26 protein-coding genes and 3 tRNA genes are annotated in these 24,004 nt (G+C 32.5%); 19 read left to right on the forward strand and 10 right to left on the reverse strand.

The window, feature by feature from the left end; all coding sequences use genetic code 11:
* Nucleotides 1-13: 13 nt before the first annotated feature.
* A complete protein-coding gene (locus ABDH49_03350; protein ID MEN3046006.1) occupies nucleotides 14-1,270 on the forward strand; it encodes an FAD-dependent oxidoreductase in 1,257 nt (418 codons plus the stop codon).
* A gap of 14 nt (nucleotides 1,271-1,284) precedes the next feature.
* On the opposite strand, the gene ABDH49_03355 is transcribed toward ABDH49_03350, so the two are convergent.
* Nucleotides 1,285-1,377 (reverse strand) — tRNA-Ser (locus tag ABDH49_03355).
* A gap of 23 nt (nucleotides 1,378-1,400) precedes the next feature.
* Between ABDH49_03355 and lpxK the strand changes: the two genes are divergently transcribed.
* A complete protein-coding gene (lpxK, locus tag ABDH49_03360; protein MEN3046007.1) occupies nucleotides 1,401-2,372 on the forward strand; it encodes a tetraacyldisaccharide 4'-kinase in 972 nt (323 codons plus the stop codon).
* Here the strand turns inward: lpxK and ABDH49_03365 are convergent.
* The 5 genes from ABDH49_03365 to ABDH49_03385 form a co-directional block, all read right to left on the reverse strand.
* A complete protein-coding gene (locus tag ABDH49_03365) occupies nucleotides 2,328-3,458 on the reverse strand; it encodes an LptF/LptG family permease (protein MEN3046008.1) in 1,131 nt (376 codons plus the stop codon). The two genes, lpxK and ABDH49_03365, sit on opposite strands and share 45 nt — an antisense overlap.
* A gap of 8 nt (nucleotides 3,459-3,466) precedes the next feature.
* A complete protein-coding gene (locus ABDH49_03370; GenBank protein ID MEN3046009.1) occupies nucleotides 3,467-3,781 on the reverse strand; it encodes an iron-sulfur cluster assembly protein in 315 nt (104 codons plus the stop codon).
* A 24-nt stretch (nucleotides 3,782-3,805) separates the two neighbouring features.
* Nucleotides 3,806-3,896 (reverse strand) — tRNA-Ser (locus tag ABDH49_03375).
* Between the two features lie 47 nt (nucleotides 3,897-3,943).
* The gene (locus ABDH49_03380; protein ID MEN3046010.1) at nucleotides 3,944-4,804 is read right to left on the reverse strand and encodes a universal stress protein; all 861 of its coding nucleotides are present in this window, start codon (nucleotides 4,802-4,804) and stop codon (nucleotides 3,944-3,946) included.
* A 6-nt stretch (nucleotides 4,805-4,810) separates the two neighbouring features.
* Nucleotides 4,811-5,821: a hypothetical protein gene (locus ABDH49_03385; protein ID MEN3046011.1), complete on the reverse strand. Its 1,011-nt coding sequence runs from the start codon at nucleotides 5,819-5,821 to the stop codon at nucleotides 4,811-4,813.
* A gap of 13 nt (nucleotides 5,822-5,834) precedes the next feature.
* Here ABDH49_03385 and queG point away from each other — a divergent pair, with 13 nt between their 5' ends.
* Entirely contained in the window at nucleotides 5,835-6,722 is an 888-nt protein-coding gene (gene queG / locus ABDH49_03390; protein MEN3046012.1) for a tRNA epoxyqueuosine(34) reductase QueG, read from the forward strand.
* Here the strand turns inward: queG and ftsH are convergent.
* Genes ftsH through ABDH49_03410 form a run of 4 tightly spaced genes read right to left on the reverse strand, consistent with a single transcriptional unit; the run spans nucleotide 6,711 to nucleotide 11,617 of the window.
* Nucleotides 6,711-8,549, reverse strand: a complete 1,839-nt coding sequence (gene ftsH, locus ABDH49_03395; GenBank protein ID MEN3046013.1) for an ATP-dependent zinc metalloprotease FtsH — start codon at nucleotides 8,547-8,549, stop codon at nucleotides 6,711-6,713. The genes queG and ftsH overlap by 12 nt on opposite strands.
* On the reverse strand, nucleotides 8,546-9,082 hold the full coding sequence (gene hpt, locus ABDH49_03400) for a hypoxanthine phosphoribosyltransferase (protein MEN3046014.1): 537 nt from the start codon (nucleotides 9,080-9,082) through the stop codon (nucleotides 8,546-8,548). The genes ftsH and hpt overlap by 4 nt, the downstream gene beginning before the upstream one ends.
* Complete coding sequence (gene tilS, locus ABDH49_03405; GenBank protein ID MEN3046015.1) at nucleotides 9,073-10,386, reverse strand: tRNA lysidine(34) synthetase TilS; 1,314 nt, start codon at nucleotides 10,384-10,386, stop codon at nucleotides 9,073-9,075. The genes hpt and tilS overlap by 10 nt, the downstream gene beginning before the upstream one ends.
* Nucleotides 10,352-11,617, reverse strand: a complete 1,266-nt coding sequence (locus ABDH49_03410; GenBank protein ID MEN3046016.1) for an adenylosuccinate synthase — start codon at nucleotides 11,615-11,617, stop codon at nucleotides 10,352-10,354. The genes tilS and ABDH49_03410 overlap by 35 nt, the downstream gene beginning before the upstream one ends.
* Before the next feature lie 50 nt (nucleotides 11,618-11,667).
* Here ABDH49_03410 and ABDH49_03415 point away from each other — a divergent pair.
* The 16 genes from ABDH49_03415 to ABDH49_03490 all read left to right on the forward strand — a co-directional run bounded on the left by ABDH49_03415 (nucleotide 11,668) and on the right by ABDH49_03490 (nucleotide 23,997).
* Nucleotides 11,668-11,740: transfer RNA gene (locus tag ABDH49_03415), tRNA-Thr, on the forward strand.
* A 16-nt stretch (nucleotides 11,741-11,756) separates the two neighbouring features.
* Nucleotides 11,757-13,082, forward strand: coding sequence for a hypothetical protein (locus ABDH49_03420; protein ID MEN3046017.1), 1,326 nt, complete (start codon nucleotides 11,757-11,759; stop codon nucleotides 13,080-13,082).
* On the forward strand, nucleotides 13,052-14,557 hold the full coding sequence (dnaX, locus tag ABDH49_03425) for a DNA polymerase III subunit gamma/tau (protein ID MEN3046018.1): 1,506 nt from the start codon (nucleotides 13,052-13,054) through the stop codon (nucleotides 14,555-14,557). Before ABDH49_03420 ends, dnaX begins: the two co-directional genes overlap by 31 nt.
* On the forward strand, nucleotides 14,532-14,954 hold the full coding sequence (locus ABDH49_03430) for an OsmC family protein (protein ID MEN3046019.1): 423 nt from the start codon (nucleotides 14,532-14,534) through the stop codon (nucleotides 14,952-14,954). Before dnaX ends, ABDH49_03430 begins: the two co-directional genes overlap by 26 nt.
* A 52-nt stretch (nucleotides 14,955-15,006) precedes the next feature.
* Nucleotides 15,007-16,257, forward strand: a complete 1,251-nt coding sequence (locus ABDH49_03435) for a cation:proton antiporter (protein ID MEN3046020.1) — start codon at nucleotides 15,007-15,009, stop codon at nucleotides 16,255-16,257.
* A complete protein-coding gene (locus ABDH49_03440; GenBank protein ID MEN3046021.1) occupies nucleotides 16,254-16,703 on the forward strand; it encodes a regulatory protein RecX in 450 nt (149 codons plus the stop codon). The genes ABDH49_03435 and ABDH49_03440 overlap by 4 nt, the downstream gene beginning before the upstream one ends.
* A 14-nt stretch (nucleotides 16,704-16,717) precedes the next feature.
* Complete coding sequence (locus ABDH49_03445; protein ID MEN3046022.1) at nucleotides 16,718-17,644, forward strand: branched-chain amino acid transaminase; 927 nt, start codon at nucleotides 16,718-16,720, stop codon at nucleotides 17,642-17,644.
* A complete protein-coding gene (gene rpiB, locus ABDH49_03450; GenBank protein MEN3046023.1) occupies nucleotides 17,641-18,099 on the forward strand; it encodes a ribose 5-phosphate isomerase B in 459 nt (152 codons plus the stop codon). Before ABDH49_03445 ends, rpiB begins: the two co-directional genes overlap by 4 nt.
* Nucleotides 18,071-18,937, forward strand: coding sequence for a hypothetical protein (locus ABDH49_03455; protein MEN3046024.1), 867 nt, complete (start codon nucleotides 18,071-18,073; stop codon nucleotides 18,935-18,937). The genes rpiB and ABDH49_03455 overlap by 29 nt, the downstream gene beginning before the upstream one ends.
* Nucleotides 18,894-20,003, forward strand: a complete 1,110-nt coding sequence (gene hisC / locus ABDH49_03460) for a histidinol-phosphate transaminase (protein MEN3046025.1) — start codon at nucleotides 18,894-18,896, stop codon at nucleotides 20,001-20,003. Before ABDH49_03455 ends, hisC begins: the two co-directional genes overlap by 44 nt.
* Complete coding sequence (gene nusB, locus ABDH49_03465; GenBank protein ID MEN3046026.1) at nucleotides 19,984-20,394, forward strand: transcription antitermination factor NusB; 411 nt, start codon at nucleotides 19,984-19,986, stop codon at nucleotides 20,392-20,394. The genes hisC and nusB overlap by 20 nt, the downstream gene beginning before the upstream one ends.
* A complete protein-coding gene (locus ABDH49_03470) occupies nucleotides 20,391-21,161 on the forward strand; it encodes a metallophosphoesterase family protein (protein MEN3046027.1) in 771 nt (256 codons plus the stop codon). Before nusB ends, ABDH49_03470 begins: the two co-directional genes overlap by 4 nt.
* The gene (locus ABDH49_03475; GenBank protein ID MEN3046028.1) at nucleotides 21,158-21,691 is read left to right on the forward strand and encodes a phosphatase PAP2 family protein; all 534 of its coding nucleotides are present in this window, start codon (nucleotides 21,158-21,160) and stop codon (nucleotides 21,689-21,691) included. Before ABDH49_03470 ends, ABDH49_03475 begins: the two co-directional genes overlap by 4 nt.
* 1 nt (nucleotide 21,692) lies before the next feature.
* Entirely contained in the window at nucleotides 21,693-23,288 is a 1,596-nt protein-coding gene (locus tag ABDH49_03480; protein MEN3046029.1) for a HAMP domain-containing sensor histidine kinase, read from the forward strand.
* Nucleotides 23,289-23,301: 13 nt separating this feature from the next.
* Nucleotides 23,302-23,694 (forward strand): response regulator, encoded by a 393-nt coding sequence (locus ABDH49_03485; protein MEN3046030.1) that lies wholly within the window; start codon nucleotides 23,302-23,304, stop codon nucleotides 23,692-23,694.
* Nucleotides 23,695-23,997: a DUF4388 domain-containing protein gene (locus tag ABDH49_03490; GenBank protein MEN3046031.1), complete on the forward strand. Its 303-nt coding sequence runs from the start codon at nucleotides 23,695-23,697 to the stop codon at nucleotides 23,995-23,997.
* The last annotated feature ends 7 nt before the right edge of the window (nucleotides 23,998-24,004 follow it).

The raw sequence follows: 24,004 nt of genomic DNA on the forward strand, positions 1-24,004 counted from the left end.
ATAAAGAGCTAAAATGAAAAATATAAAGGTAGTTGTAGTTGGTGGAGGCTTTGGGGGTCTTGAGGTTATATCTTACCTCCTATATAGACTTACAAAGAAGGTTGACATCACTCTTGTATCTGATCAAGACTACTTCCTTTTTAAGCCTAACACTATATACATACCCTTTGGAAAGGATCCTAAGGAACTTACGTTTAGTTATCTTGATGCTGCCAAAAAGTTCGGAATAAATTTTTTAAAGGCTAGTCTTTTAGATATAGATCCTTCAAAGCAGAGGGTTTATGTAGATGGTAAAACTCTCGATTATGACTATCTTGTCGTAGCAGTTGGAGCGAAAATGGCCCCAGAGGAGGTAAGTGGTCTTTCAGAGTATGCGAATACAATATGGACTCCAGAGGAGATGCTCAAATTGAGAGATTCTGTAAATAAGTTAATTGAGAGTGCTAAGGAAGGTAAAAGACAAGAAGTTTTATTCCTTGTTCCACCAAATAACAAGTGTTCTGGACCACTCTATGAAATTGTTTTTATGCTTGATACTTATTTGAGAATGAAGAAGGTAAGGGATAAAGTTAACATAGTCTATACAACTTATGAAAAAAGCTTCATTCAGGCTTTTGGACCAAGGCTACATAAGGTAGTTTCAGAGGAGTTTGAAAAGAGGAAAATCACTGGTTATACAGAATATGTTGTAGAGAAAGTTGAACAAAAGGAGGTCAAGTATAAAAATGGTAAATCTTTACCTTTTGATCTTCTTATTTCTTTTCCACCTTATCTATCTTCTGTAAAACTATCTAGTTTGAAGACAGATGAGCGAGGTTTTATCAAAACGAAAATGGAAACAAGACAGACTGTAGATTATCCAAACATATATGCGGTTGGTGATATTGGAGATTTTCCTGTAAAGCAGGCTTTTTTAGCTCTCTTGCAGGCAGGTACAGTAGCGGAGCACATATATTCAGAAATAGAGAAAAAAGATTTTAAGTCTCCTTTTGTTCCTACCAGTATGTGTATAATGGAGCAACTTGATAAGGCTACCTTTGCCAGAGTTCCTCTTGAGGTTACTCAAATGCCGGAGCAACCTGTGAAGGTTAAAGAGTCTGAGATAGAAAAGTACAAGGTAGGATCCTCGCCGGTTTGGAGGTTGGGGAAGAAGTTACTTGGTATGTATTTACCGTGGAGATTTAGGAATTTAAGGCCTTTTCATGCAGGACCAGCTTGGAGTGTTATGGAGTTTGGATTAAATATAATGGTAAAACTTTTTACTTCTTAGAGTTTAGAATTAAGCGGAGGGGGCGGGATTTGAACCCGCGTGTCCCCTTTTTAGGGGACTATGCGATTTCGAGTCGCACCCCTTAAACCAGGCTCGGGCACCCCTCCACAAAGTATTAAATAATTATAAGGTGAACCCTTTAGTTTTTTTCATTTCAGCAAGAAATCTAATCCTAAAGAGAATTAGCAAAAAATTTCCTTATACTTCAATAGGAGTGGGAGGTATTTCAATGGGAGGAAGTGGAAAAACTCCCCTTGTGATAGAAATAATTAAGTTTTTGTTAGATAAAAAAATTAAAGTTGCATTACTTACACGAGGCTATAAAAGAAAAGAGAAAAAATTAGTGACTGTTTTTGAGAACTTAGAAGTTAAAGTTTCTGAAATAGGAGACGAAGCTTTTCTAATTTTCCAAAAATTTAATATACCAATAGGCGTTCATAAAGATAGACTGTTAGCTGCAAGAGAACTTCAAAAAAATAGGGACATATCAATTTTTGTACTTGATGATGCCCTTCAGATAAAAAAATTTTATTTTGATCTCAACATTTATGTTACCGATGAAAAAGAAATTTTAAATCATGAGAAATTTCCCCCACTTGGATTAATGAGAGATTTTAGAAATGAGCTTTTTAACGGTGACCTAATCATTATTAATAGGAAAATGAAAGAAATGCGTACCTATAGAATTCCATTTCTTGATAAAAGAAAAAAATTATATTTCTTCGCAAATTATATCTTAAAGTGTTTCAAAAACTATAGGGGAGAAGTAATTATTCCTTCAAAGAGGGACTATGTTTTACTTGTTACGGGAATTGCTGCTCCTTTATCTTTAAAAAGATTTATAGCAAAAAATTTTGTGCTTAGGGAACATCTAAAGTTCTTTGATCATCACTATTTCAGTCAAAAAGATATGGATAAGATCTTAAAGATTAGGGAAAAATTAAAGTGTGATTATATAATAACGACTGAGAAAGATTTTGTTAGAATTCCTCTAAAAGAAGATTTTATTATCTATCCGGAAATTCAAATGAATATAGAGAAAAAATTTTATGATTATTTATCTAGTTTTGTAGAGAAGGTAAATTCCAGTCAAGAGTGTTAATATATTTCCGGTCCACATTGCTAAAAAGGTTGAAATCATACCTCTATCAGCAAGTTCTTCACCTACAACAAGAAGAATGTAGTGGATAGTAAAAACTATTATTGAGATTCCAAAGGCGGATCCCCAGCCTGCTTTTCCAAATATCTTTGCAAGAGGGATACCGATTATAACAAAGACAATACTTGCAAATGGTATAGAGAATTTTTTGTGCACCTCTACCCAGTAACGCTGCGTCTCTAAAAATAAAAATTTATTTTCTTCTTTATTTTTTCTTAATTTTTCTAAGTTCCTTTCTATATTCAATAAAAGCTCCCTTAAGGTTAGCTCTCTATCACTTTTAGATACAATTCCAATCTCTTCTTCCCTTTTGTCTTCAATGTAAATTTTATACTCTTTAAATTCAACTCTTCTTACGCTTATTTCTCCTTCTTTTTTCTCCTTTATCATGCCATCTTTTAAAATTAGAATGTAGCCATTTTTTACCCTTTCTATTAAGCCCTCTTTTGCATTTATAATCTGTGAAATTTCCTCTTCCTTCTGAAAAATTCTAATATTTTTTAATATATCCCCGTTTCCTTCTTTTTTTTCGATATATATACTCATGTTTCCTATTTCGTTAAAAACTCCCTCCTTTATTGCAATAGATGGTCTATATCTATACATATAGTAAATTTTTTGTTTAAGTAGGTGATTAACATTAGGAACAAAAAAGCCGTTAAAGTATATTAAAAACAAGAAAAGTATAATAGAAAAAAAGAGTGGTACTCTTGTAATTCGAAGAAGTGAGATTCCACTTGTTGAAAGAGCTAAAATTTCCCTATCTTGTCCTAGGTTTCCAAATACATAGAGAGTACTAACTAACATGCTCATAGGGATCACAAGAGCTAACATGTAGGGAATTGAAAGTGAAAGTATCTCAAGAACAACTATAAAAGGTATTTTCTTTTTAAAAACTAGATCGGCTAAGTCAAAAATCTTATCAAGAAGCATTATCATGAGGAGTAAGATAATTGAATAAAGAAAGGGAGGAATTAACGAAAAGAATATATATTTATCTACTTTTGATATTGTTATTTTTAGCTTCAAAAAGTATGTTATATATCAAACCCCATTGATCTTAGTGCTTCTTTTCCCTCTTCAGTTACTCTTTCTGGTGACCATGGTGGGTCAAAGGTAAATTCAACGTTAACCTCTTTTACTCCCTCGAGGGTTTTTAATTCTCTTTTTACCTGTTCGGCTATGTAGCTATATATGGGGCATCCTGGGGCTGTGAGGGTCATTAATATGTTTACTTTTCCTCCCTCTTCAATTTTTACGTCGTACACAAGTCCAAGGTCTACAACGTTAACTGGTATTTCTGGATCATAAACATTTTTCATCTTTTCAAGGATTTTTTCTTTAGATAGCATTTAGCCTCCGAAGGTTTAAAAAAACGGAGGGGGCGGGATTCGAACCCGCGTCCCCGATTTTAGTCGGGGAAACGGCTTAGCAAGCCGCCGCCTTAGACCGCTCGGCCACCCCTCCCTACTTAATTATCAATTATATAGAAATTTTTACCAAGAATCAAAAGATTATACGGGATTGAAGGCAATAACCGGTACCTCAGATAATCTCAAAACCTTTTCAGCTACTGATCCAAGGAAAAAGTGAGACAATCCCCTTTTACCCCTTGTTGCTATGCATATAATATCGATGTCATTCTCGATCGCAAACTCAATAATTCCTATTTCAGCTGAATCCCTCTTTAACGCATTTACAAAAATCTTGGAAGACTCTTCTTTATACTTCTCTCTTTCCATTTTTAAAAGTCTTGTTGTTTCTTCAATTAATTTTTCCTCAGTTTCTCTTAATCCCATTGATCCTAAAATTTCAACAACGTGTAAAACATGGATCTCTGCGTCTAATCTCTTGGAAAGGAGTATAGCGTACTCAAGCGCTTTAAAAGATAGTTTTGTAAAATCAATTGGTACAAGTATTTTTTTAACATCTCTCTTTTTTTCTTCTTTAACCACCAAAACTGGAATTCTTATTTCAGTTAAAATTCTATAACTTGTTGTTCCGATCTTCTGTTTTTCCTCCTTGCTAGAGGCTCCCAAGACCAAAAGATCTATATTTTTCTCATTTACGAACTCTACAATTTTGTTTTTTACCTCACCTTTAAAAACATAGGTTTCAAATTCTATTTGTTCATACAGTTCTTTTCTTTTTGCTTCAAAACTTTGTTTTGCCAATTCAATTCTTTCTTTTTCCATGAGGTTGAACATATTTTCGATTTCTTCTTTTCTTTCAAATATAGGTGTTTCTGATTCTGGAATCACATGGATTGCATGGAGTTTTGCGTTAAATTTTAGGGCAAAGTACTTTGCCCACTCGAAAGCATAATTTGATAATGGATTAAAATCAGATGCCCAAAGTATATTTCTTATTTCCATTGTATATTATGCAAGACCAAATCTGATAGAATCAATAAGATAGATAAGAAGATAGGTAGGAATGTTTCTTTTTAATCCCTCAAGAATTTTATAGTATTTTTCATGCAAAAGATCTAAAGTATATAAGTCTATCCTTTTATTCAAGTAATCTATCTCTGAAGAATAAGGATGCTCTTTAAATACATCCTTATTTCCAAGCTTTAATTCTGTTATTTCTCTAATAAAAAAGCCAAAAAGAAAAATTTTATCCCTTAAATAATCTCTACTTTCTTCTCTATAGTAAAAATAAGATTCTTCTTGAGTTCTCATCAACTCCTTTAGAAATTTTCCATACTCATCTATAAGATTTTCCCTAAGAATTTTTCTTGCTTTCCCTATTGATCCTGATGACATTCTATAAAGAAAATAGATATCCCTACCTCCTTCAAAGTATTTTTTAAATTCTTTAAAACTTAGACTAAAAAAGGGAATTTGAATACATCTTGATCTTATGGTAAGTTGAAGAGAATCAGGAAAGGGTGTAATTAAAAAGTAAGTCACAAATTCAGGTGGTTCTTCTAAGATTTTTAAAAAGGCATTTTGGGCCTCTCTTCTCATTAGGTCAGCATCAAGAAAAATATAAAACTTCCTCTTTAGCTCTATCGGTCTTACTAAAAGTTCACTTTCTATCATTCTTATTGTATCTATTCCTATCGTTAGCTCCCTGGAAAAGTAATCTGTTCTTAAGTTATCAAAAGTCCACTCTTTTTTTTCATAGAGTTCATTTAAATTTTCCCTTATTTTATCGGGTAAGATGTAATTTATATCTGGGATTGAGAGGCTTTTCATTCTCCTACACATCAAACATTCAAAACAAGGAATATTATCTTTGCACACATATTTCATCAAGATAAACTTAAGTGTCTCTAACTTTCCAACTCCCTCTGGTCCTGAAAGTATATAACTTCCCCTTAAGTCGTTTTCCCTTATAATTTTTTCAAAAAAACTAATCTGTTTTTCGTGACCTAACACTTTCATCCTATTATTTTATATGAGAGATTTAAAAGAGTTCATAATAGAAAAGCTAAAAGAGGAGAAAATTTATATTTACGGTTTTGCAGATCCTAGTATAGATGAGAATGACGTATTGTCATTAAAAAGCTGGATTAAAAATAAATATCACGCTGATATGTATTGGGTGGAAAAAACACTTGATAAAAGAATAGATGTCAAAAAGGTGTATAGCGAGGTGGAAAGTGTTTTAGTAGTTGCCATCCCTTACAAAAAGATATATTTTGAAAAATTCAAAATTGCAGGATATGCCCTACATGTAGATTACCATAAATTTTTATTTAAAAAATTAAAAAAAGTGATGGAAGAGACAAAAAAGATATTTAATGATATTGATTATAAAATTTATGTAGACACAGGTCCAATTCTTGAAAGAATGTTCGCAAGGAAAGCAGGTCTGGGTTTTATTGGTAAAAACACTATGCTCATTTCCTTCAAAAAGGGCTCCTATTTATTACTAGGTGTTGTTCTTTTAAACTATCCTATTGAACCTGATATAAAATTAGAAAAAAATTATTGCGGAACCTGTCAAAGATGTATTGAAGCTTGTCCAACAGGGGCAATAGTCAAGCCCTTTGTTTTAGATTCAAATAAATGTATTTCCTATCATACCATAGAGAATAGGGGGGAAATTCCAGAAGAAATTTCAAAAAAATTAAACGGATGGATTTTTGGATGTGATATATGTCAGGAAGTTTGTCCCTGGAATAAAAACCCTATAGAGCCAACAGATTTTCCCCTCCATCCCTACGTTTCAAAATTTGATTTACATCATTTTATTAATAATCCCGAAAAATATTTGAGAGACAGTCCCCTTAAAAGAGTAAAGCTTCGGGGCCTTCTGAGAAATATTAATTTAGTTCTCTAAAACAATCTTTTTTATTTCCTCAGCGTCAAGAATTTCTTTTTCAAGTAAAGCTTTAGCTAGTCTATGGAGAGCATCAATTTTTCCTGAAAGTAAATTTTCTGCTCTTTTTTCGGCCTCCTCTATAATTCTTTTAACTTCTTCATCAATTAACTCACTTATCTTTTCGCTTATATTTCTCTTTAATCCAAGTTCCCTTCCGAGAAAAACTTCTTCCTCTTGTTTTCCAAAGGAAACAGGACCTATTCTTTCACTCATTCCCCACTCTCCTACCATTTTTCTTGCAATTTGGGTAGCTGTTTCTATATCATTTGCTGCCGCTCCTGTTGAAATACTCTTAAATATCAACTTCTCGGCTACTCTCCCCCCCATCAAAACAGTTAGCTGATCCATAAGATATTCCTTAGAGTAAATATGTCTATCATCTTTTGGTAATTGTTGGGTTACTCCAAGAGCTTGACCCCTCGGAATAATAGTAACTTTGTGGATCGGGTCGGCGTGTGGAAGCAAAAGAGAAAGTATCGCGTGACCTGATTCGTGGTAAGCAACCTGTTCCCTTTCCTTAGGTGTTAAAACCATACTTTTCCTTGCAACTCCCATGAGTATCTTATCCTTTGCCTCCTCAAAATCTTCCATAGTAATTTTTTCTTTACCTTTCCTTGCGGCAAGTAAGGCAGCCTCATTTACTAAGTTTGCAAGATCTGCACCGGAAAAACCAGGAGTTCCCTTAGCTATAACTGAAAAGTCTACATCCTCACCGATTGGTTTATTTCTCGCGTGTATCTTTATTATTTCCTCCCTCCCCTTTACATCAGGAATTGGTAAAACTATTCTTCTATCAAACCTTCCAGGTCTTAAAAGGGCAGGATCAAGTATATCTGGTCTATTTGTTGCCGCCATTACTATAATTCCCTCTCTTGTGTCAAATCCATCCATTTCAACTAGGATCTGGTTAAGTGTTTGCTCTCTCTCATCGTGTCCACCACCGAGACCTGCTCCTCTTAATCTTCCGACAGCATCTATTTCATCTATGAAAATAATACAAGGTGCATTTTTTCTTGCCTGTTCAAAAAGATCTCTCACTCTTGCTGCTCCAACACCAACAAAAAGTTCAACAAAGTCAGATCCTGATATTGACAAAAAGGGTACACCTGCCTCACCTGCTACAGCCTTAGCCAAAAGGGTTTTTCCTGTTCCTGGTGCCCCCACAATTAAAATCCCCTTAGGAATCTTTGCCCCAAGTTTTTGAAATTTTTGAGGATTTTTCAAAAATTCTACAATTTCTTTTAACTCTTCTTTAGCTTCTTCGCAACCAGCTACATCGTTAAAAGTTACATTTGGTTTTTTATCTGTTATAAGTTTTGCTCTAACTTTTACAAATGAAAAGGCCCTAGAGTTACCTGCCTGTATTTGCCTAAAAAACAAAAACCAAAGTCCAACAAGAAGTAAAAACCAAGGAAGATAGCCTAAAAGAAAGTCTACTAGGGAACTTCTTACCCTTGTTTCAACGATGACGTTCTTTTTGACTAAAAAATCTAAAATATCGGGTTTCTGCATAGGAAGAGCTATTTTGAATTCACTATATGGAATACCCTTTACTACCCTCGGAGTTTTAAATTCTCCATGAATTTCTCTTTCTGAAACTATAACGCTTTTTATGTTTCCCTTTTCTACTTCCTGTATAAATTCAGAGTAAGTTAGATTTAAGATCTTTAAATTTTTTTCTGCGTAGTAGACTAGGAATAAAATTACAACTAAAAAGATTAGGGTCCAGGTGACCAAAGTTGAGAAGCTTAAAACTTTATTTTCTTTACTATTTCTTTCGTTCATTTTCCGTATTTAATTATTTCTTCTTCATCAAGGCCATATACATTTTTAAAATACCTGAATTTTTCATTGTAGTCAAGCCCATAGCCTACCAAAAACTTATTGGGTACTTTAAAACCTACTATATCGATTTCTATATCTACCTCTCTCCTTTCGTATTTGTCAAGAAACACGACTGTTTTGAGAGATTTAGGTTTTCTCTTTAAAAGAGCTTCTTTTAGAAATTTAAGAGTATAGCCTGTGTCGATAATATCCTCAACCAGTATAACGTCTTTATCTTTAATATCAATTGGTATATCCCACATTATTTTTACGTCCTTTTCAGTTATTTTAGATTTTTTCCCATAGCTTGAAAGTCTTATAAATTCCAAAGTACAGTCAATTCCCATTTCTCTTATTAAGTCAGCTAGGAATACAAATCCCCCCTTTAAGACTCCGATTATTATTGGATTTTTTTCTTTATACTCGTTTCTTAATAATTCTGCAATTTCTTTTACCTTTTTTTTAATTTCTTTTTCTTTCAAAATTAAATCCATTTTAAGACCTCAATTTTTATGTTTCCCCCCTTCATGAAGGGTTCAAATCCCTCTACCCATACGATATTTCCCTTGTATTCAAGTACTACTAAATTATCTCTTAAGTAAAAGGGTACTTTTTTATTCTCAAAAAATTTCTTTAATTTTAATTTCTTGCCTTTTTCGGTCTCAATAAAATCGCCCTTTTTCCTTAATCTTAGTTTAGCCTCACTTAAAAGACTTCTTGGTAACCCTCCTTTTTCTCTATCCTCACTTATTTTTATCTTTATTTTTAATCCCTCTATTTCAAATTCACCCTCTTTTAAAGGGATTTCAAAATATGGAATTTTCCTGAGAAAGAGAACTAGGTTTTTTTTTGATATAAAATAAACATTTTTTCTAACCTCTATTTTGCCGCCATTTTCTAGTATTTTTTCCATTTTAAAGAGTGTTTCTCTAGTTAATTCATTTTCTGGACAAAAATCATAATAAATATTTTTTAAAACTTCTCTTTTTTCGAAAGAATCCAATTTGAGAATTTTTTCTCTGTTAATTTTTAAATAAAGAGGATTTTCCTCTTCTATAACAGATTTTACTTCGCTTTTTACTTTCCTTTCGTAAAACTCACTTTCTTCAAGTGCTCTTAAATAGAACTTCTTAAATTTCTCAAGATTGTAATTAAACTCCCTAAAAAGAATGGGCACTAAAATATGTCTTATTTTATTTCTTGTTCTCCTTAAGTCATAATTTTCAATATCCAAATGGTAAGGTATATCATTTTCTTTTAAGAATCTCAAAATTTTCTCTCTTGGAATTAAAATTAGAGGTCTAATTATTTTTTTAAATTTCGGTTTTATAGGTGGAGAAAGAAGCGAAAGCCCTTCTCTTAGAAATCTAATTATATAGCTTTCAAGCGCATCGTTTAGAGTGTGGGCTGTAGCAATTTTGTTATATCCATCTTTAAGGGAAATTTCCTCTAAAAGTGAGTACCTTTTTATTCTTCCAGCCTCTTCAATATTGAGTTTATTTTCTTTTGAAAATTTAACAATATCTTCTTCGTACACATAAGATTTGAGACCAAAATTTGCGGCAAACTCTTCTACTTTCCTTGAATCTAAGCTTCCCGGGAGTCTATGATTCAGGTAAAAAATTGAAAGAGTAAGATTATATTTTTCTTTAATTTTTAGTAGTGAGAGTGTTAAAAAAGTTGAGTCAGGGCCTCCTGAATAAGAAATAAGTATTTTATCGTTTTTCTCGATTAAATTAAAAGTTTCAATTGTTTCTTCAAATTCAGGTATTAAGTTTAACTTTTCTAAGTTCCTCACTGTTTGTTGCAGAAAAATATGTAATTTTTGTTCCTGTCTCTTTCTCTATGTATTCCAAAAATTTTCTCAAATTTTCATTATTTTCGTCAGGCTCAAACCCTTCGAACTCCTCATAAATTGGTCTTACTTTTTCAAGTTCCTGTGAAAGTGGAGGAGGATAATCAATCACTTTTCCGTTATATTCGTAAGCTTTACAAACTTTTATTTTTTTTAAATCTTTTAAAACATCAATTTTTGTTATTATTAGTTCTGTTGCCCCTGTTATCCTAATAGAGTATTTTAGAAGGGGTAAATCAAGCCATCCACACCTTCGTGGTCTACCTGTAGTTGCACCAAACTCTTGTCCCTTCTCTCTGAGATAAACTCCAATTTCACCTTTTTCCTCGGTTGGAAAAGGTCCTTCTCCTACTCTAGTGCTATAGCATTTAAAAACGCCAATAATTCTATTTAATTTCCATGGAGCAACTCCCGTAGTAAGAGAAATTGAGGCAGTAACAGTATGAGATGATGTTACATACGGATAAGTTCCAAGAGCAACATCAAGGAGTGCTCCCTGTGCCCCCTCAAAAAGTATCGGTTCACCCATCCTTTCCTTTTCCATTATGTATAATATTCCATCAGTCAAAAATTCTCTTACTTTTGAGAATAAATCTAGGGTTTTTTCGAAGATATCATCTTTAGGAATCATTGGTCTTCCGTACCTTGCCCCCCTTATTTCACTAGCGAATTCCCATAGCTCGCTAAATTTCCTATATGCATAGTCTTTATCTCTTAGGTCCCCTATTTTTAAAGCTTTTCTTGAAACTAAGTCTCTATAGGCAGGGCCTATACCTTTACCTGTTGTTCCAATTTTTCCCTCTTTCTTTTTATCTTCTTCTAATATGTCTTCCTCCTTATGAAAATTAAAAACAAGAGGAGTTCTTTCATCTATAAAGAGTCTATTATCTACACTGATATTTTTTTTGCTTAAATCTTCTTTTTCTTTTATTAGTTCTTCAAGGTCAAGAACGCATCCGCAACTTATGAGTGCCTCTTTTTCGGGGTGTAAAATACTCGTAGGTAGTTGATGTAAAACTATTTTTTCATTATCTCTATAGACAGTATGACCAGCGTTTGCCCCTCCTTGGAATCTAATTCCTATTTTATATTCATTTCTTAGCGCATCTATAATTTTCCCCTTCCCCTCATCTCCCCATTGTAAGCCCACCACTGCTATAAATTTTGAACTCATTTATTTTAATTATAAGTTCTTTTAACTTAAAATTAAAAATTAAGGGTTTTGCCAGGGTAGCTCAATTGGTAGAGCATCGCATTCGTAATGCGAAGGTTGCGGGTTCGACTCCCGTCCCTGGCTCTTTAAAACTCTAAAGTTGAGCCTTTTTTTCTCAGTATCCGGCTTAAGAGGAATTGCCTTTTTAACTCTTACACCAGAATACGTTCTAAAGGTTTCTGCTACCTTCTGTGACCTTTTTGATGTCCCAATCTTAGTTGTCGGAAGAGATCCAAGACCGTCTGGTAAATGCTTTCATCACCTTGTTATTGCTTCCTCTTTATCAAGGGAAAAGTTCGTTCTTGATGGAAGAATAGCTCCTACTCCCTCTATTGTTTATGCAGTTAAAAAGAGAGAAAAAAGTTCAATAGGAATTGTAATAAGTGCATCTCATAATCCACCTGAATGGAACGGTTTAAAATTCATTCATCCTGAAGGTAGATTTCTCTTTGAAAACGAAATTGAAAGACTTAAAAAAGAAGTGAGTTTTTTTAGTTGGGAAAAAATCAAAAATGTCTATAGGATTGAAAAATTTAGTCCTGTCAAAGAACACATAGATGGTATAATTGAAAATAAGTTTATTTTAAAGGATCTTATAAGAGAAAAAAGATTTAGGGTGGCAATTGATACAGCAGGTGGGGCTGGATCTAAGTCATTTCCTAAACTTTTGAGTAAATTAGGGTGTGAAGTTTTACCTTTTAACACTCAAATGGGGGTTTTTGAAAGACCTCTTGAGGTAAATACGGAGAACATAAGAGAGTTTGGAAATTTTGTCAAAGAAAAAAAGGCAGATATTGGCTTTGCGATTGATGCTGATGGTGATAGGTTACAAATTGTAACTAAAGACGGAAAAATTCTCTCCGAGGAGGAAACTTTACCAATATGTCTTAACTATCTTCTATCAGTTGAAAAGAAAGATATAGTTACAAATTTCTCAACAACCGAACAGGTTGAGGAAGTGGCAGAAAAGTTTGGAGTTAAAGTTTATAGGACTAAAGTTGGAGAAGCCAATATTGTAAAAAAAATGATTGAAGAAGAGGCAGGGTACGGTGGTGAGGGAAATGGAGGAGTTATTGTACGGGATTTCAACATGACAAGGGATGCCCTTTTTGCCTCTGCAATAGTTCTTTCATTTCTAACTCAGTTTAACGATTCACGAGAGTTTAAGAAACTGTTTAAAAAAAGGTTTATGAAAAAGCTAAAGTTTTTTATCTCAGAAAGAAGGATACCTGAAAAAATTTTAGATTTTACGCAAAAGTTAAATTTTTTAGAGATCAACGGGGAGGATGGTGTAAGATTAAAGTTTGATTCTGGATTTATTCACATAAGGCCTTCTAATACAGAACCTGTACTTAGAGTTATAATAGAATCAGAGGAGAAGGAGGTTGTTGAGGAATGGGAGAGGAAAATAAGGGGGTTAATTTAAATTTTGCAAGAAAGTATAGACCTCAGAAGTTTAGCGAAATTGTTTCTCAGGATATTATAAAGATTACTTTAAAAAATGCGATTAAGATGGATAAACTTGGAAATGAGATTCAAGCGCTTTTATTTGCAGGACCAAGGGGAAGTGGAAAGACTTCAGTAGCTAGGATAGTGGCAAAGGCTCTAAATTGCGAAAATTTGAAAGATGGTGAACCCTGTGATATTTGCACTTCCTGTACAGAGATTAAAGGGGGATCTTCCCTTGATGTTCTTGAAATAGATGGTGCATCCTACAGGGGAATACAAGAGGCAAAAAGTATAGTTGAAATGACAAAGCTTATACCAAGTAAGTTTAAATATAAGGTCTTCATTATCGATGAAGTTCACATGTTTTCGAAAGACGCCTTTAACGCTCTTTTAAAAACTCTTGAAGAACCACCAAGAAGGGTATTTTTCATATTTGCTACTACAGAGCTTCATAAAGTTCCAGAAACAATTCAATCTAGATGCCTTGTTTTTGAATTTACTCCCATACCTGAAGAGAAAATTTTTGAAAGGTTAAAAGAGGTTTGTGAGAAAGAAAAGATAAGGTACGATGATGAGGCCCTAAGGCTAATAACAAAGAGTGCTGGTGGAAGTTTAAGGGATTCACTTTTACTTCTCGAAAAGGCGCTTTACTTCACTGGGGGAGAGGTTTTTGAAAACAAGGTAAAAGAGGTTATAGGCTTTTTACCTGAAGAGTTAATGCAAATTTTACTTGAACTAATTTCAGAGAGAAAAGGGCTAGAGCTTTTAAAATTCCTAGACGAAATTCTAACCAAATATACTGAGAGAGATGTTCTAAGATCCTTTTTGTTTTTTCTTGAGGATGTGCTAAAAGGTATGGAGAGAAATATCTATAAAAAATACTATAAAAATTTAACAAAGGTTGATATAATAAGATTTATGAATCATATTTTTGATGTTCAGAAAACGATTTACTTTATTCCTGATCCAAGGATTTTAGTGAGTCATGCTTTCTATAAGATGATCTATTTACCGAGAAGTTATGAAATAGAGGATATTATAGAAAAGGGTGGAGTAGTTATGGAAATAGAAAGAGAATTTATAAAAGAAAGGGAAGAGGAGAAGTTAAAGTTCAAAACTCAAGATGATTTATCTCTCTATGAGATTTTTTTAATTGAGCTTAAAAATCTTGGAATGCTTATTTACTCTATTTTTAAAGAAAAGGCGAGTCTAAAAGATAAAAGTATTTATATAAAAGTAAAGGACGGGGTGGAAAGGGAAATAGTTGAGAAGGAAATTGATAAATTGAAAGATATAATTAGAAGAACCTTTGGATCTGATTTTGAATTAAAAGTTGAAATTGAACAAAAAGAAAAGGAGGAAAATTTTGATATAATTACAAAGTTTGAAAGAGAATTTTCACTCTCACTTATAAGGGAGGAAGAAAATGAAGGTAACCTTGGAAAATATTAAAGGTTTAAAATTTAAGGGGAAAAATGAAAGAGGACACGAGATTTATCTTGATACAAAAATTGATTTAGGAGGCTTTGATTCAGCACCTACTCCTATGGAAACTCTTTTAATTGCCCTTGGAGGCTGTACCGGCATGGATGTAGTTTCAATACTCTCTAAAATGAGAGTGAATTTTAGTTATTTTGGAATTGAAATTGAAGGAAAAAGAAAAGATGAACATCCCAAAGTTTTTGAAAAAATACACATAAAGTATCTTTTTGGTGGGGAAAATTTACCTATGGAAAAACTAGAAAAAGCGATAGAACTTTCATTATCAAAGTACTGCTCTGTGTCTAACATGTTAAAGGGTACTGCTGAGATTACATACAGCATCGAAATAGTTCCAACTCAGAAATAGAGAGAATTTAATTGAAAACCTATATTTTTAAAGCATAAAATTAATAAATTAGATGGAGTCTAATTTAACAGAAATTGCCTTTCACATTGTAACTCAGATTAGTATTATAATTCTTTTGGCAAAAGTGGGAGGAGAAATTTTTGAGAGGTTTTTTAGACAACCTTCTGTTCTGGGAGAGCTTTTAGTTGGTATATTAATTAGTCCCTTTTTTCTTGGGAAAAGTTTAAGGCTACCGGGGGTTTCACCTCTTTTCCCTATTGAACATTCTAACATTCTCGGAATTTCATCAGAACTTTACGTAATTGCTCAAATTGCTGTTGTAATTCTTCTTTTTATCGCTGGTGTTGAAACAGATATTTCTCTTTTTTTTAGATACTTTGGAATCTCATTTCTAATCGGTTTAGGTGGCGTTATCTTACCCTTTATTTTGGGTGATATTTTTACTATTCTGTTTGGATACGCTGATTCTTTTATTAGTCCTAAGGCACTTTTTATGGGAGCAATACTTACCGCCACCTCGGTTGGTATAACTGCAAGGATTCTCTCTGATATGGAAAAAATTAACACTCCAGAGGGAGTTTCAATTTTAGCAGCTGCCGTAATAGATGATGTTTTGGGAATACTTGTGCTTACTATAGTCGTAGGTATAGTTGAAAGTGGAGAAGTATCTGTAAAGGCTGCATCCATTACAGCATTAAAAGCTTTTTCAATATGGCTTATAATACTTGCTATTGGTTTAATTATAGTAAAACCACTTACTAAATTGTTAAAGAAACTCAAATCAGAGGGAGCCTGGCTCTCAATAGTTTTATCTTTTGCCTTTTTTTCATCTTATCTTGCTGAATATTTTGGTCTTGCCATGATTATCGGCTCTTATGCTATGGGTCTTGCCTTTTCTACCACAGAATTAAAGGAAGAAATTATTAAAGATCTAAAAGGGGTATATCACTTTTTAGTACCTATCTTTTTTGTAGTTATGGGGATGCTTGTAAATTTAAGTTCAATTTTTAAATCTCTACTATTTGGTATTACAATTACGTTTATTGCGATACTTTCAAAAATAATAGGTTGTAGTATTCCTGCGTTCATAGTTAAGTTTAATATACTCGGAGCAACTAGGATAGGAGTTGGTATGATACCAAGAGGAGAGGTTGCACTTATTGTGGCTGGGGTTGCTCTTGCAAGAGGTGTTATATCTCATGATCTATATGGAGTAGCTATAATGGTAACCTTTATAACAACTTTACTTGCACCAGTTTTACTTGTACCACTTTTAAGAATAAAAAGGGAAGGAATAAGGTGAAAAGATTAAGGGATGTGCGAAAATATACAAGAATACTGTTTAAGTATAGACCAAGAACAAAGAGGGAGATCTTTCTAAGACTGAGCAAAAAAGGATTTAAAGCGGAGGAGATAAAAAAAGAAATTGAAAGACTTGAAAGGGAAGGCCTAATTGATGATGAAAAGTTTGCAAAAATATTTGTGATAGAAGAGATACATAAAAGGCCTGTTTCAAAGGATTTACTTATAGAGAAGCTTTTAAGAAAGGGAGTGACTTTAGAAATAGCTAAAAGGATTGTTGAAGAGGAATATAAAGAAGATGTTGTTTTAGAATCAGCCTTAAAAACTGTGAAAAAGCTAAAAAGTAGGGGATTTTCTGAGGAACGCATTTATAAATATTTTTTAAATAGAGGCTTTGAGTATTCTTTTATTGAAAAAGTATTATTTAAAGGGTTTAATTCCCCTTAAAAAAGTATCAAAAAATGAGTTCCATAAAAGAGGCAAAATATATTTGGATGAATGGAGAGCTTGTTCCTTGGAAAGATGCAAAAATACACGTTTTAACACATGCTCTACATTATGCCTCTTCTGTATTCGAGGGAATAAGATGTTATGATACTAAAAAGGGCCCCCGTATTTTTAGATTGAAAGAACATATAAAAAGATTATTTGATTCTGCAAAAATTTATAGGATGGAGATACCTTACTCCTTTGATGAAATGATTGAAGCTTGTAAAAAAACAGTTATCGAGAATGGTCTTTTAGAGTGCTATATAAGGCCAATAGTTTTTAGAGGTTATCACTCCTTAGGTGTAAATCCCCTTGAATGTCCTGTTGAGGTAGTAATTGCGGTTTGGGAGTGGGGTAAATACCTTGGACCTGAAGCTCTTGAAAAGGGGGTTGATGTCATGGTTTCATCTTGGACAAGGATAGCACCAAACACCGTTCCGCCAATGGCGAAAGCATCAGGAAACTATGCAAACGGTCAACTTATAAAGATGGAGGCAGTTTTATATGGATTTTCTGAGGGAATTGCTCTTGATGCAATGGGTTTTGTTTCAGAAGGTTCTGGTGAAAATATTTTTGTGGTAAAGGATGGAATTATATACACACCTTTCCTTGATGCCTGCATTTTACCTGGAATAACAAGAGACACCGTTATAAGACTTGCAAGAGATGCTGGTTACGAGGTAAAAGAAGTGATGCTGCCAAGAGAGTTTCTTTATATAGCAGATGAAGTTTTCTTTACGGGAACCGCGGCGGAGATAACACCTATAAGAAGTATTGATAAAATAATAATTGGTGATGGTAAGAGGGGGAAGATAACTAAACATCTTCAGGAATTATTCTTTAGCTATATTAACGGGGACATAGAGGATAAATACGGATGGCTCACACCTCTAAAATAAAGGTAGCACTTGGTGCTGATCATAGAGGTTATAGGCTAAAGGAAATTATAAAAAAGTTTTTAATTGAAAGAGATTACGAGGTAATAGACCTAGGGGGGTTTTCGGAGGAATCAACTGACTATCCTGATTTTGCCATAAAAGTAGGAGAGAAAATCAAGGAAAAGGAGGCAGATTTTGGAATTCTTATTTGTATGACAGGTATTGGAATGGTTATAGCTGCAAATAAGGTAAAGGGAGTTAGAGCTGCTCTTTGTAGAGATGAGGAAGATGCCTATCTTGCGAGGGCACATAACAATGCTAATATTTTAACGCTTGGTGCAAAAGATTTAAAGGATGTTAAAGAGATTGAGAGTATTGTTTTTAAGTTTCTCACTACTCCTTTTGAGGGCGGTAGACACGAAGTAAGGATAAAGAAAATAATGAATTATGAGAATTGTTCCGCTGGGAGCGGATAGTCTTGGAACAAGGTCTTTCTCATTATATGTTGAAACAGGTGATGTAAAAATAATAGTTGACCCCTCTTGCGCTCTTGCTCCAAGAAGAAATGGCTATCCCCCTTCTCCACAGGAAGTTCACAATTTAAATGTAATCTATAATAAAATTAGAAGTTATGTAAAACAGAGTGATGTTGTTATAATAAGCCACTTCCATAACGATCACTATCCCTTTTTTGACGTGGACATTTTTCTGGGAAAGATCCTTTTGATAAAAGATTACAAAAAAGATATGAATTACATGCAAGTAATAAGGGCAAAAAAGTTTATAGAGGAGTTGCAGAGAAGAGGAGTTAAATACTTCTTTGCAGATCTAAAGGAGTTTAATTTTAATAAAACAAAAATTTTATTTTCGGATGGATTATGGCACGGAAGATTAAAGAGAGAGGGAAAAGTAGTTGGATTTATCATAGAAGAAAAGGAAAGACTTTTTTATTCTTCAGATACTCAAGGTTTATGGGATAAAAATTTAAAAGAATTTTTAAAGGGAAAAGTGATAGATTACTTTTTTGTTGACGGTCCTTCTCTTTATCAAAGTAAAAAATCAGAGATAGATGAGTTTATTAGAGATGTCTCAGAGCTTCTAAAGGAATTAAATAATTCAATAATGATTATAGATCATCACTTCGTTAGAGATTTAAGTTATATAAATTACATTAGAAATTTTAGAGAAATTTATGGAAATAGAGTTTTTACATGTGCTGAATTTCTGGGGGAAAAAGATACCCCTCTTGAGGCATTAAGGAGGGATTATTATGAAGGAAGAAATTTCGAACTTAATAAAGCAAAATTTAATTGATTTAGAACCCTATCAGCCTGGAAAACCGATTGAAGAAGTGCAAAGAGAGTACGGATTAAAAGAGGTTAGTAAATTAGCTTCAAATGAGAATTTATACGGAGTTTCTCCTAGTGCTATAAAAGCAATGAGAAAATATCTCAAGGAGATGAATTTATATCCTGATGACTCCTGTTATTATTTAAGAAAAAAAATTGCTGAAAAACATATGGTGAAAGAAGATGAAATAATAGTAGGAAATGGCTCTGTTGAGCTTTTATATTACCTTGGAATGGCCTTTTTGGATGAAAATGTTTCTGTGATGTTTAATAGGGGCTCTTTTCCAATGTATAAGATTGTTTCAAAGATATTTAATGCAAAAATTGTTGAAATTCCATTAAATGAAAAAAACCTTTCATGTGATCCAGTTAAAATAGCAGATAATTTAAATAGTGATACAAGAATGATTTTTCTTGCAAACCCAAACAACCCTACTGGAACAAGTTTTTCTCATCAGGACCTTGTGTATCTTTTGAAGAAAGCAAAAAAAGATACTCTTATTGTACTAGATGAAGCTTACACTCATTTTGTAGAAAGTGAAGATTTCCCTGATGCCTTTGAGCTTTATAAGGAATTTGAAAATTTGATAATTATCAGAACTTTCTCCAAGGCATACGGTTTAGCTGGACTAAGGATAGGTTATCTTATAGCAAGACCCAAAATAATTAATGCCTTGTATAAAGTAAAGATTCCCTTTAATGTTAATAGGTTAGCTCAGTATGCTGCACTGTATGCCCTCGATGATGACACCTTCGTAAAGACTATGAGAGAGAGGATTTTGAGAGAGAAGAAATTTCTATATAAGAATTTTGATAAGATGAATATTTTTTACTTAAAATCAGATGCAAATTTTATATTTGTGAGGTTTGAAAAAGATGCAGATATGATTTATAGGGAGCTTTTAAAAAGAGGTGTAATAACAAGACCTTTACCTAAGTCTCTTTTTCCAAATTCACTCAGGATTACAGTTGGAAGAAGAGTCGATAATATAAAGCTTGTTAAATCTCTTAATGAAATTCTTAGAAGTTAAGTTAAGTAAACAAACAAAGGCAAGACTAATTGCAATAAATTTACTTTATAGGAGCGAACTTTTAGGTGATGATCCCTTAGATTTGATTAAAAAAGAAAAGGGAGAAGAGACGGAAATTGCAAAAGATTATCTTGAAAAATTCTATAAAAATTTAGACGTAATCGATGATTTGATAAAAAAAAACTTAAAAAATTGGGATTTTGAAAGAATTTTACCATTTGAAAAATCAGTTCTTAGATTTGGAGTTGGAGAAATCCTTTTTTATCCAGATACTCCACTTAAAGTTATAATTGGAGAACTGTTGAAAATTACAAGTATTTTTGTTGATGAAAAGGCAGTAAAGTTTATAAATGGGATTCTTGATAAAATAGGTAAAACTGTAAGAAAATGAGATACTTAGTTCTTTCTGATATACACTCAAATTATGAGGCGCTTGATAGTGTTATAAAAGTTGCAAATAAAGAAGGATATGATGAAATAATTTGTCTTGGAGATATTGTTGGATACGGTGCTGATCCTAATCTATGTGCGGATTTTATTAGAGAAAATGCAAAAGTCACTGTTTTAGGTAATCATGATTTAGCTCTTATAAATCCAGAGGAAAGAAAGAATCTAAATGAGTTTGCATTTAGAGCTATTGAGTGGACCTTTAAGGTTATAAAACTAGAAAATAAAGAATTTATAAAAAACCTGAATTTTAAAGAAAAAGTGAGTGAAGATTTAGAAATTGTACACACGGCACCGTCAGCTCCTGAGTCTTTTTTTTATATTTTTTCCCTTGAAGAAGCAATTTTTGAATTTCAAAGCATAGAAAAAGGTATTGTTTTTTTTGGCCATACTCATGTTCCCTCAATTTATAAGAGAAAAAAAGAAGGTAAATTTTTCAAATTCGGTTTTAAGGATATAGTTTATGAAAAAAAGAATAATTACTTTATTTTTAAATATAGGCTTGAGGGTGACACTGATTATCTTATCAATCCAGGTAGTGTTGGGCAACCTAGGGATGGAGATCCTCGATCCTCTTTTATGATTTATGATAGTGATAAAAGAGAATTACTATTTTATAGAGTTTTCTACGATATAGATCTTGCAAGGAGAAAAATTATAGAAAATGGCTTACCACAGTTTCTTGGTGATAGACTCCTATATGGGAGATGATACTTCTTTTTTTTATTATTCTTGATAACCCTTTTGATATGGCTATAAGAGATTTCTTTCAGAGAAATAGAACCCCCTTTTTAGATAAAACTTTTACTATTATAACAAAAAGTGCAGACAAAGAAGTTTTCCTTGTAAGTGAGGTAATACTTTCTAATTTCTTTTCAGAGCATGAAAGAGAAGATGCGAAACTTTTACTGTTTGGTGTAGGTCTTTCATCTTTATCAGTTTTAACTTTGAAAGTTCTTTTTAAAAGAAAAAGGCCCTCAGGAGAATTAAAAAGTGCCTTTGACTATGCCTTTCCTTCCGGACATGCAACTGGTTCTTTTTCATTTGCTTATATTCTCTCAAAAAGACATAAAAATTTAAAATTTTTACTATACAGTTGGGCTTTTTTAGTCGGAATTTCAAGAATTTACTTAGATAGGCACTGGACAACAGACGTACTTGCCGGAATAGTTATTGGTACCTTTTGGGGTTATCTTGTAATGAAAAACGAAAGAAAAATTTTAGATTTTAAAATAAAATAATATGGATATTTCGATGCTTTTATCTTTTATAAAAGAAATTTCTGCAGAGGTAGATCTTGAAAGGATAAAAAGGTTTTTAGAAGCTTTTCTAAGAAATTTTTTTAAGGGATATACTTCTTTTGATGTCTTTATTGGTGAAAAAAAAGAAGAGATTAAGCCTCTGTTTAGAGATTATGTGAATGAAAAAGAAATTATAAGTTATTTTATTAACATTAAAGATCCGATTTTTGAAAAAATTGAGAATATTTCTTTTTACAAATTTCCATATTACGAATCTTCTTATATATTTTATTTCCCTTTTTACCATTTTGGTGAGCTTTTTGGATTTATTCTGATTGATTTTAAAGATAAGCTAAATGATGATTCTTTGTTTGATTTAAAAGTTCTTTCATCTTTTATAGGACCTATTTTTTTGACTTCTTATCTTTACAAAAAAAGAAGAGAATCTGAAAAAAGACTTGAGTTAAGTTATGATCTTATCCTTTTTTCTACTAGAGTTTATGATGAAGGAAGAATTTGTGATTATATAATAAAAAATATATACGAAAACCTGAGTGACATAGATTCAGTTTGTTTTTATAAGCTTAAGGGTGACTTTCTTATACCTTATTCTTTTAGAGGCGGAGAAAATTTTGAAATTTTAAATATTGAAGTTTCTTTTCCTGGAGAGGCTGTAAGAAAAATGAAAACCACTTTAAGAGGTTCTGAGCTGTCGGTACTTGTTCCTACTAGAGATTTTATTCATGGAGTTTTATACCTTAAAAAGAAAAGGGGAACTTTTGAATTAGAAGAAGTAAAAACTATAGAAATGATCGCAAATACACTCTCGATTTCTGTTGAGAATGCTAACTTTATAAAAGAATTAAGAGAGAGAAAGGAAGGCTTAGAAGAGGAGCTAAAGTTATTGCTTGAAAATAGAATAAAAGAGGAAAAACTTGCTTTTGTTGGAAAAGTTGCAGCAGGACTTGTTCATGAGCTTAAAAATTTGATTTCTGGTATTTTAGGACTTGCTGAACTTCTTGAGTTAAAAATAAAAGATGAAAGTATAAAAGAAATAATAAAGACTTTAAGGGATGAGGGTAACACAATGAATTATTTACTATCTTCTCTACTTGATATTTCTAAGCCCTTTAGAATTAATTTGAGTTGGGCTTCTCTTAAAAATATTGTGGAAAGATCAATTTATATCTGTAAGTTTTTTGTAAAAGGTAAGAATATTTTCTTTAATATAAATGTTCCAGAGAATGTTAAAATTTTGTGTGATGAGGTAAAATTTGAGCTTACACTTGTTAATTTAATAAAGAATTCGATAGAGGCAATAGAAGAAAGTGGAGAAATTAAAGTTAACTTTAGGAAAAATTTAGATTTTATTCTTGAAATAGAGGATAACGGGAAGGGGATAGAAGATAAATATATAGAGAAGATTTTCGAACCATTTTTTACGACAAAAGAAAAGGGAGCAGGCCTGGGTCTTTCCTTTGTTAAAAAGGTAATTGAAGCCCATGGATTTAGTATAAAGGTCTCAAGTATAATAAATAGGGGAACAAAATTTTCGATTTATATACCTCAAAAATTTATAGAGGGTTCAAATCCATAAAAGATCATAAAAGATGAAACCGGAAAAAAGAATATTGATTGTGGAGGATGAAAAGCTCTTAGGGATGGCCCTTTATGAAGTTTTATTTTCTGCTACAGGTACTTTTGAAATTGTTCTCTGTGAAACCGCTGAAGAGGGACTTAATAAAATAAAAGAAAAAAAATTTGATCTTGTTATTTCAGATTTAAAACTTCCCGGTGAAATGAACGGAATGGATCTTTTAAAAAAAGTAAGGGAGAAGTATCCTGATACTCATTTAATTTTAATGACAGCCTATGGCTCAGAAGCTGTACAAGAAGAGGCAGAAAAAATTGGAGTTGAAGCCTATTTTGAAAAACCATTTAAACTTAAGGAGTTTGTTTCAAGAGTATTAAATATTCTTGGAGTTGAAGAAAAGGAGGGATAAATGGCACTCGTTGGTGATTTAAGGGATATAAGAATTGAGGATATTTTAAAATTTATAAAAAGACTCTCAAAATCCGGAAAACTAATTATAGATGGTAAATATCTAAAAGGAGAGATTTTTTTTGCCAAGGGGATGATTGTTGCTGTAAAAAAAATGGACGGAACGATGTTAAGAGAAAATCTTGAAAACGATGTTCTTGAACTTTTAAGACAGGATGAAGGAACCTTTACACTTGAGCCTACCCAAGAAGAGGTTGAATCTGTTTCGTTTTTAGATCCAGATGAAATAATTTTAAAAATATAATATAAAA

This window comes from Candidatus Hydrothermales bacterium (assembly GCA_039630235.1).
GTDB lineage: Bacteria > Hydrothermota > Hydrothermia > Hydrothermales > JAJRUZ01 > JBCNVI01.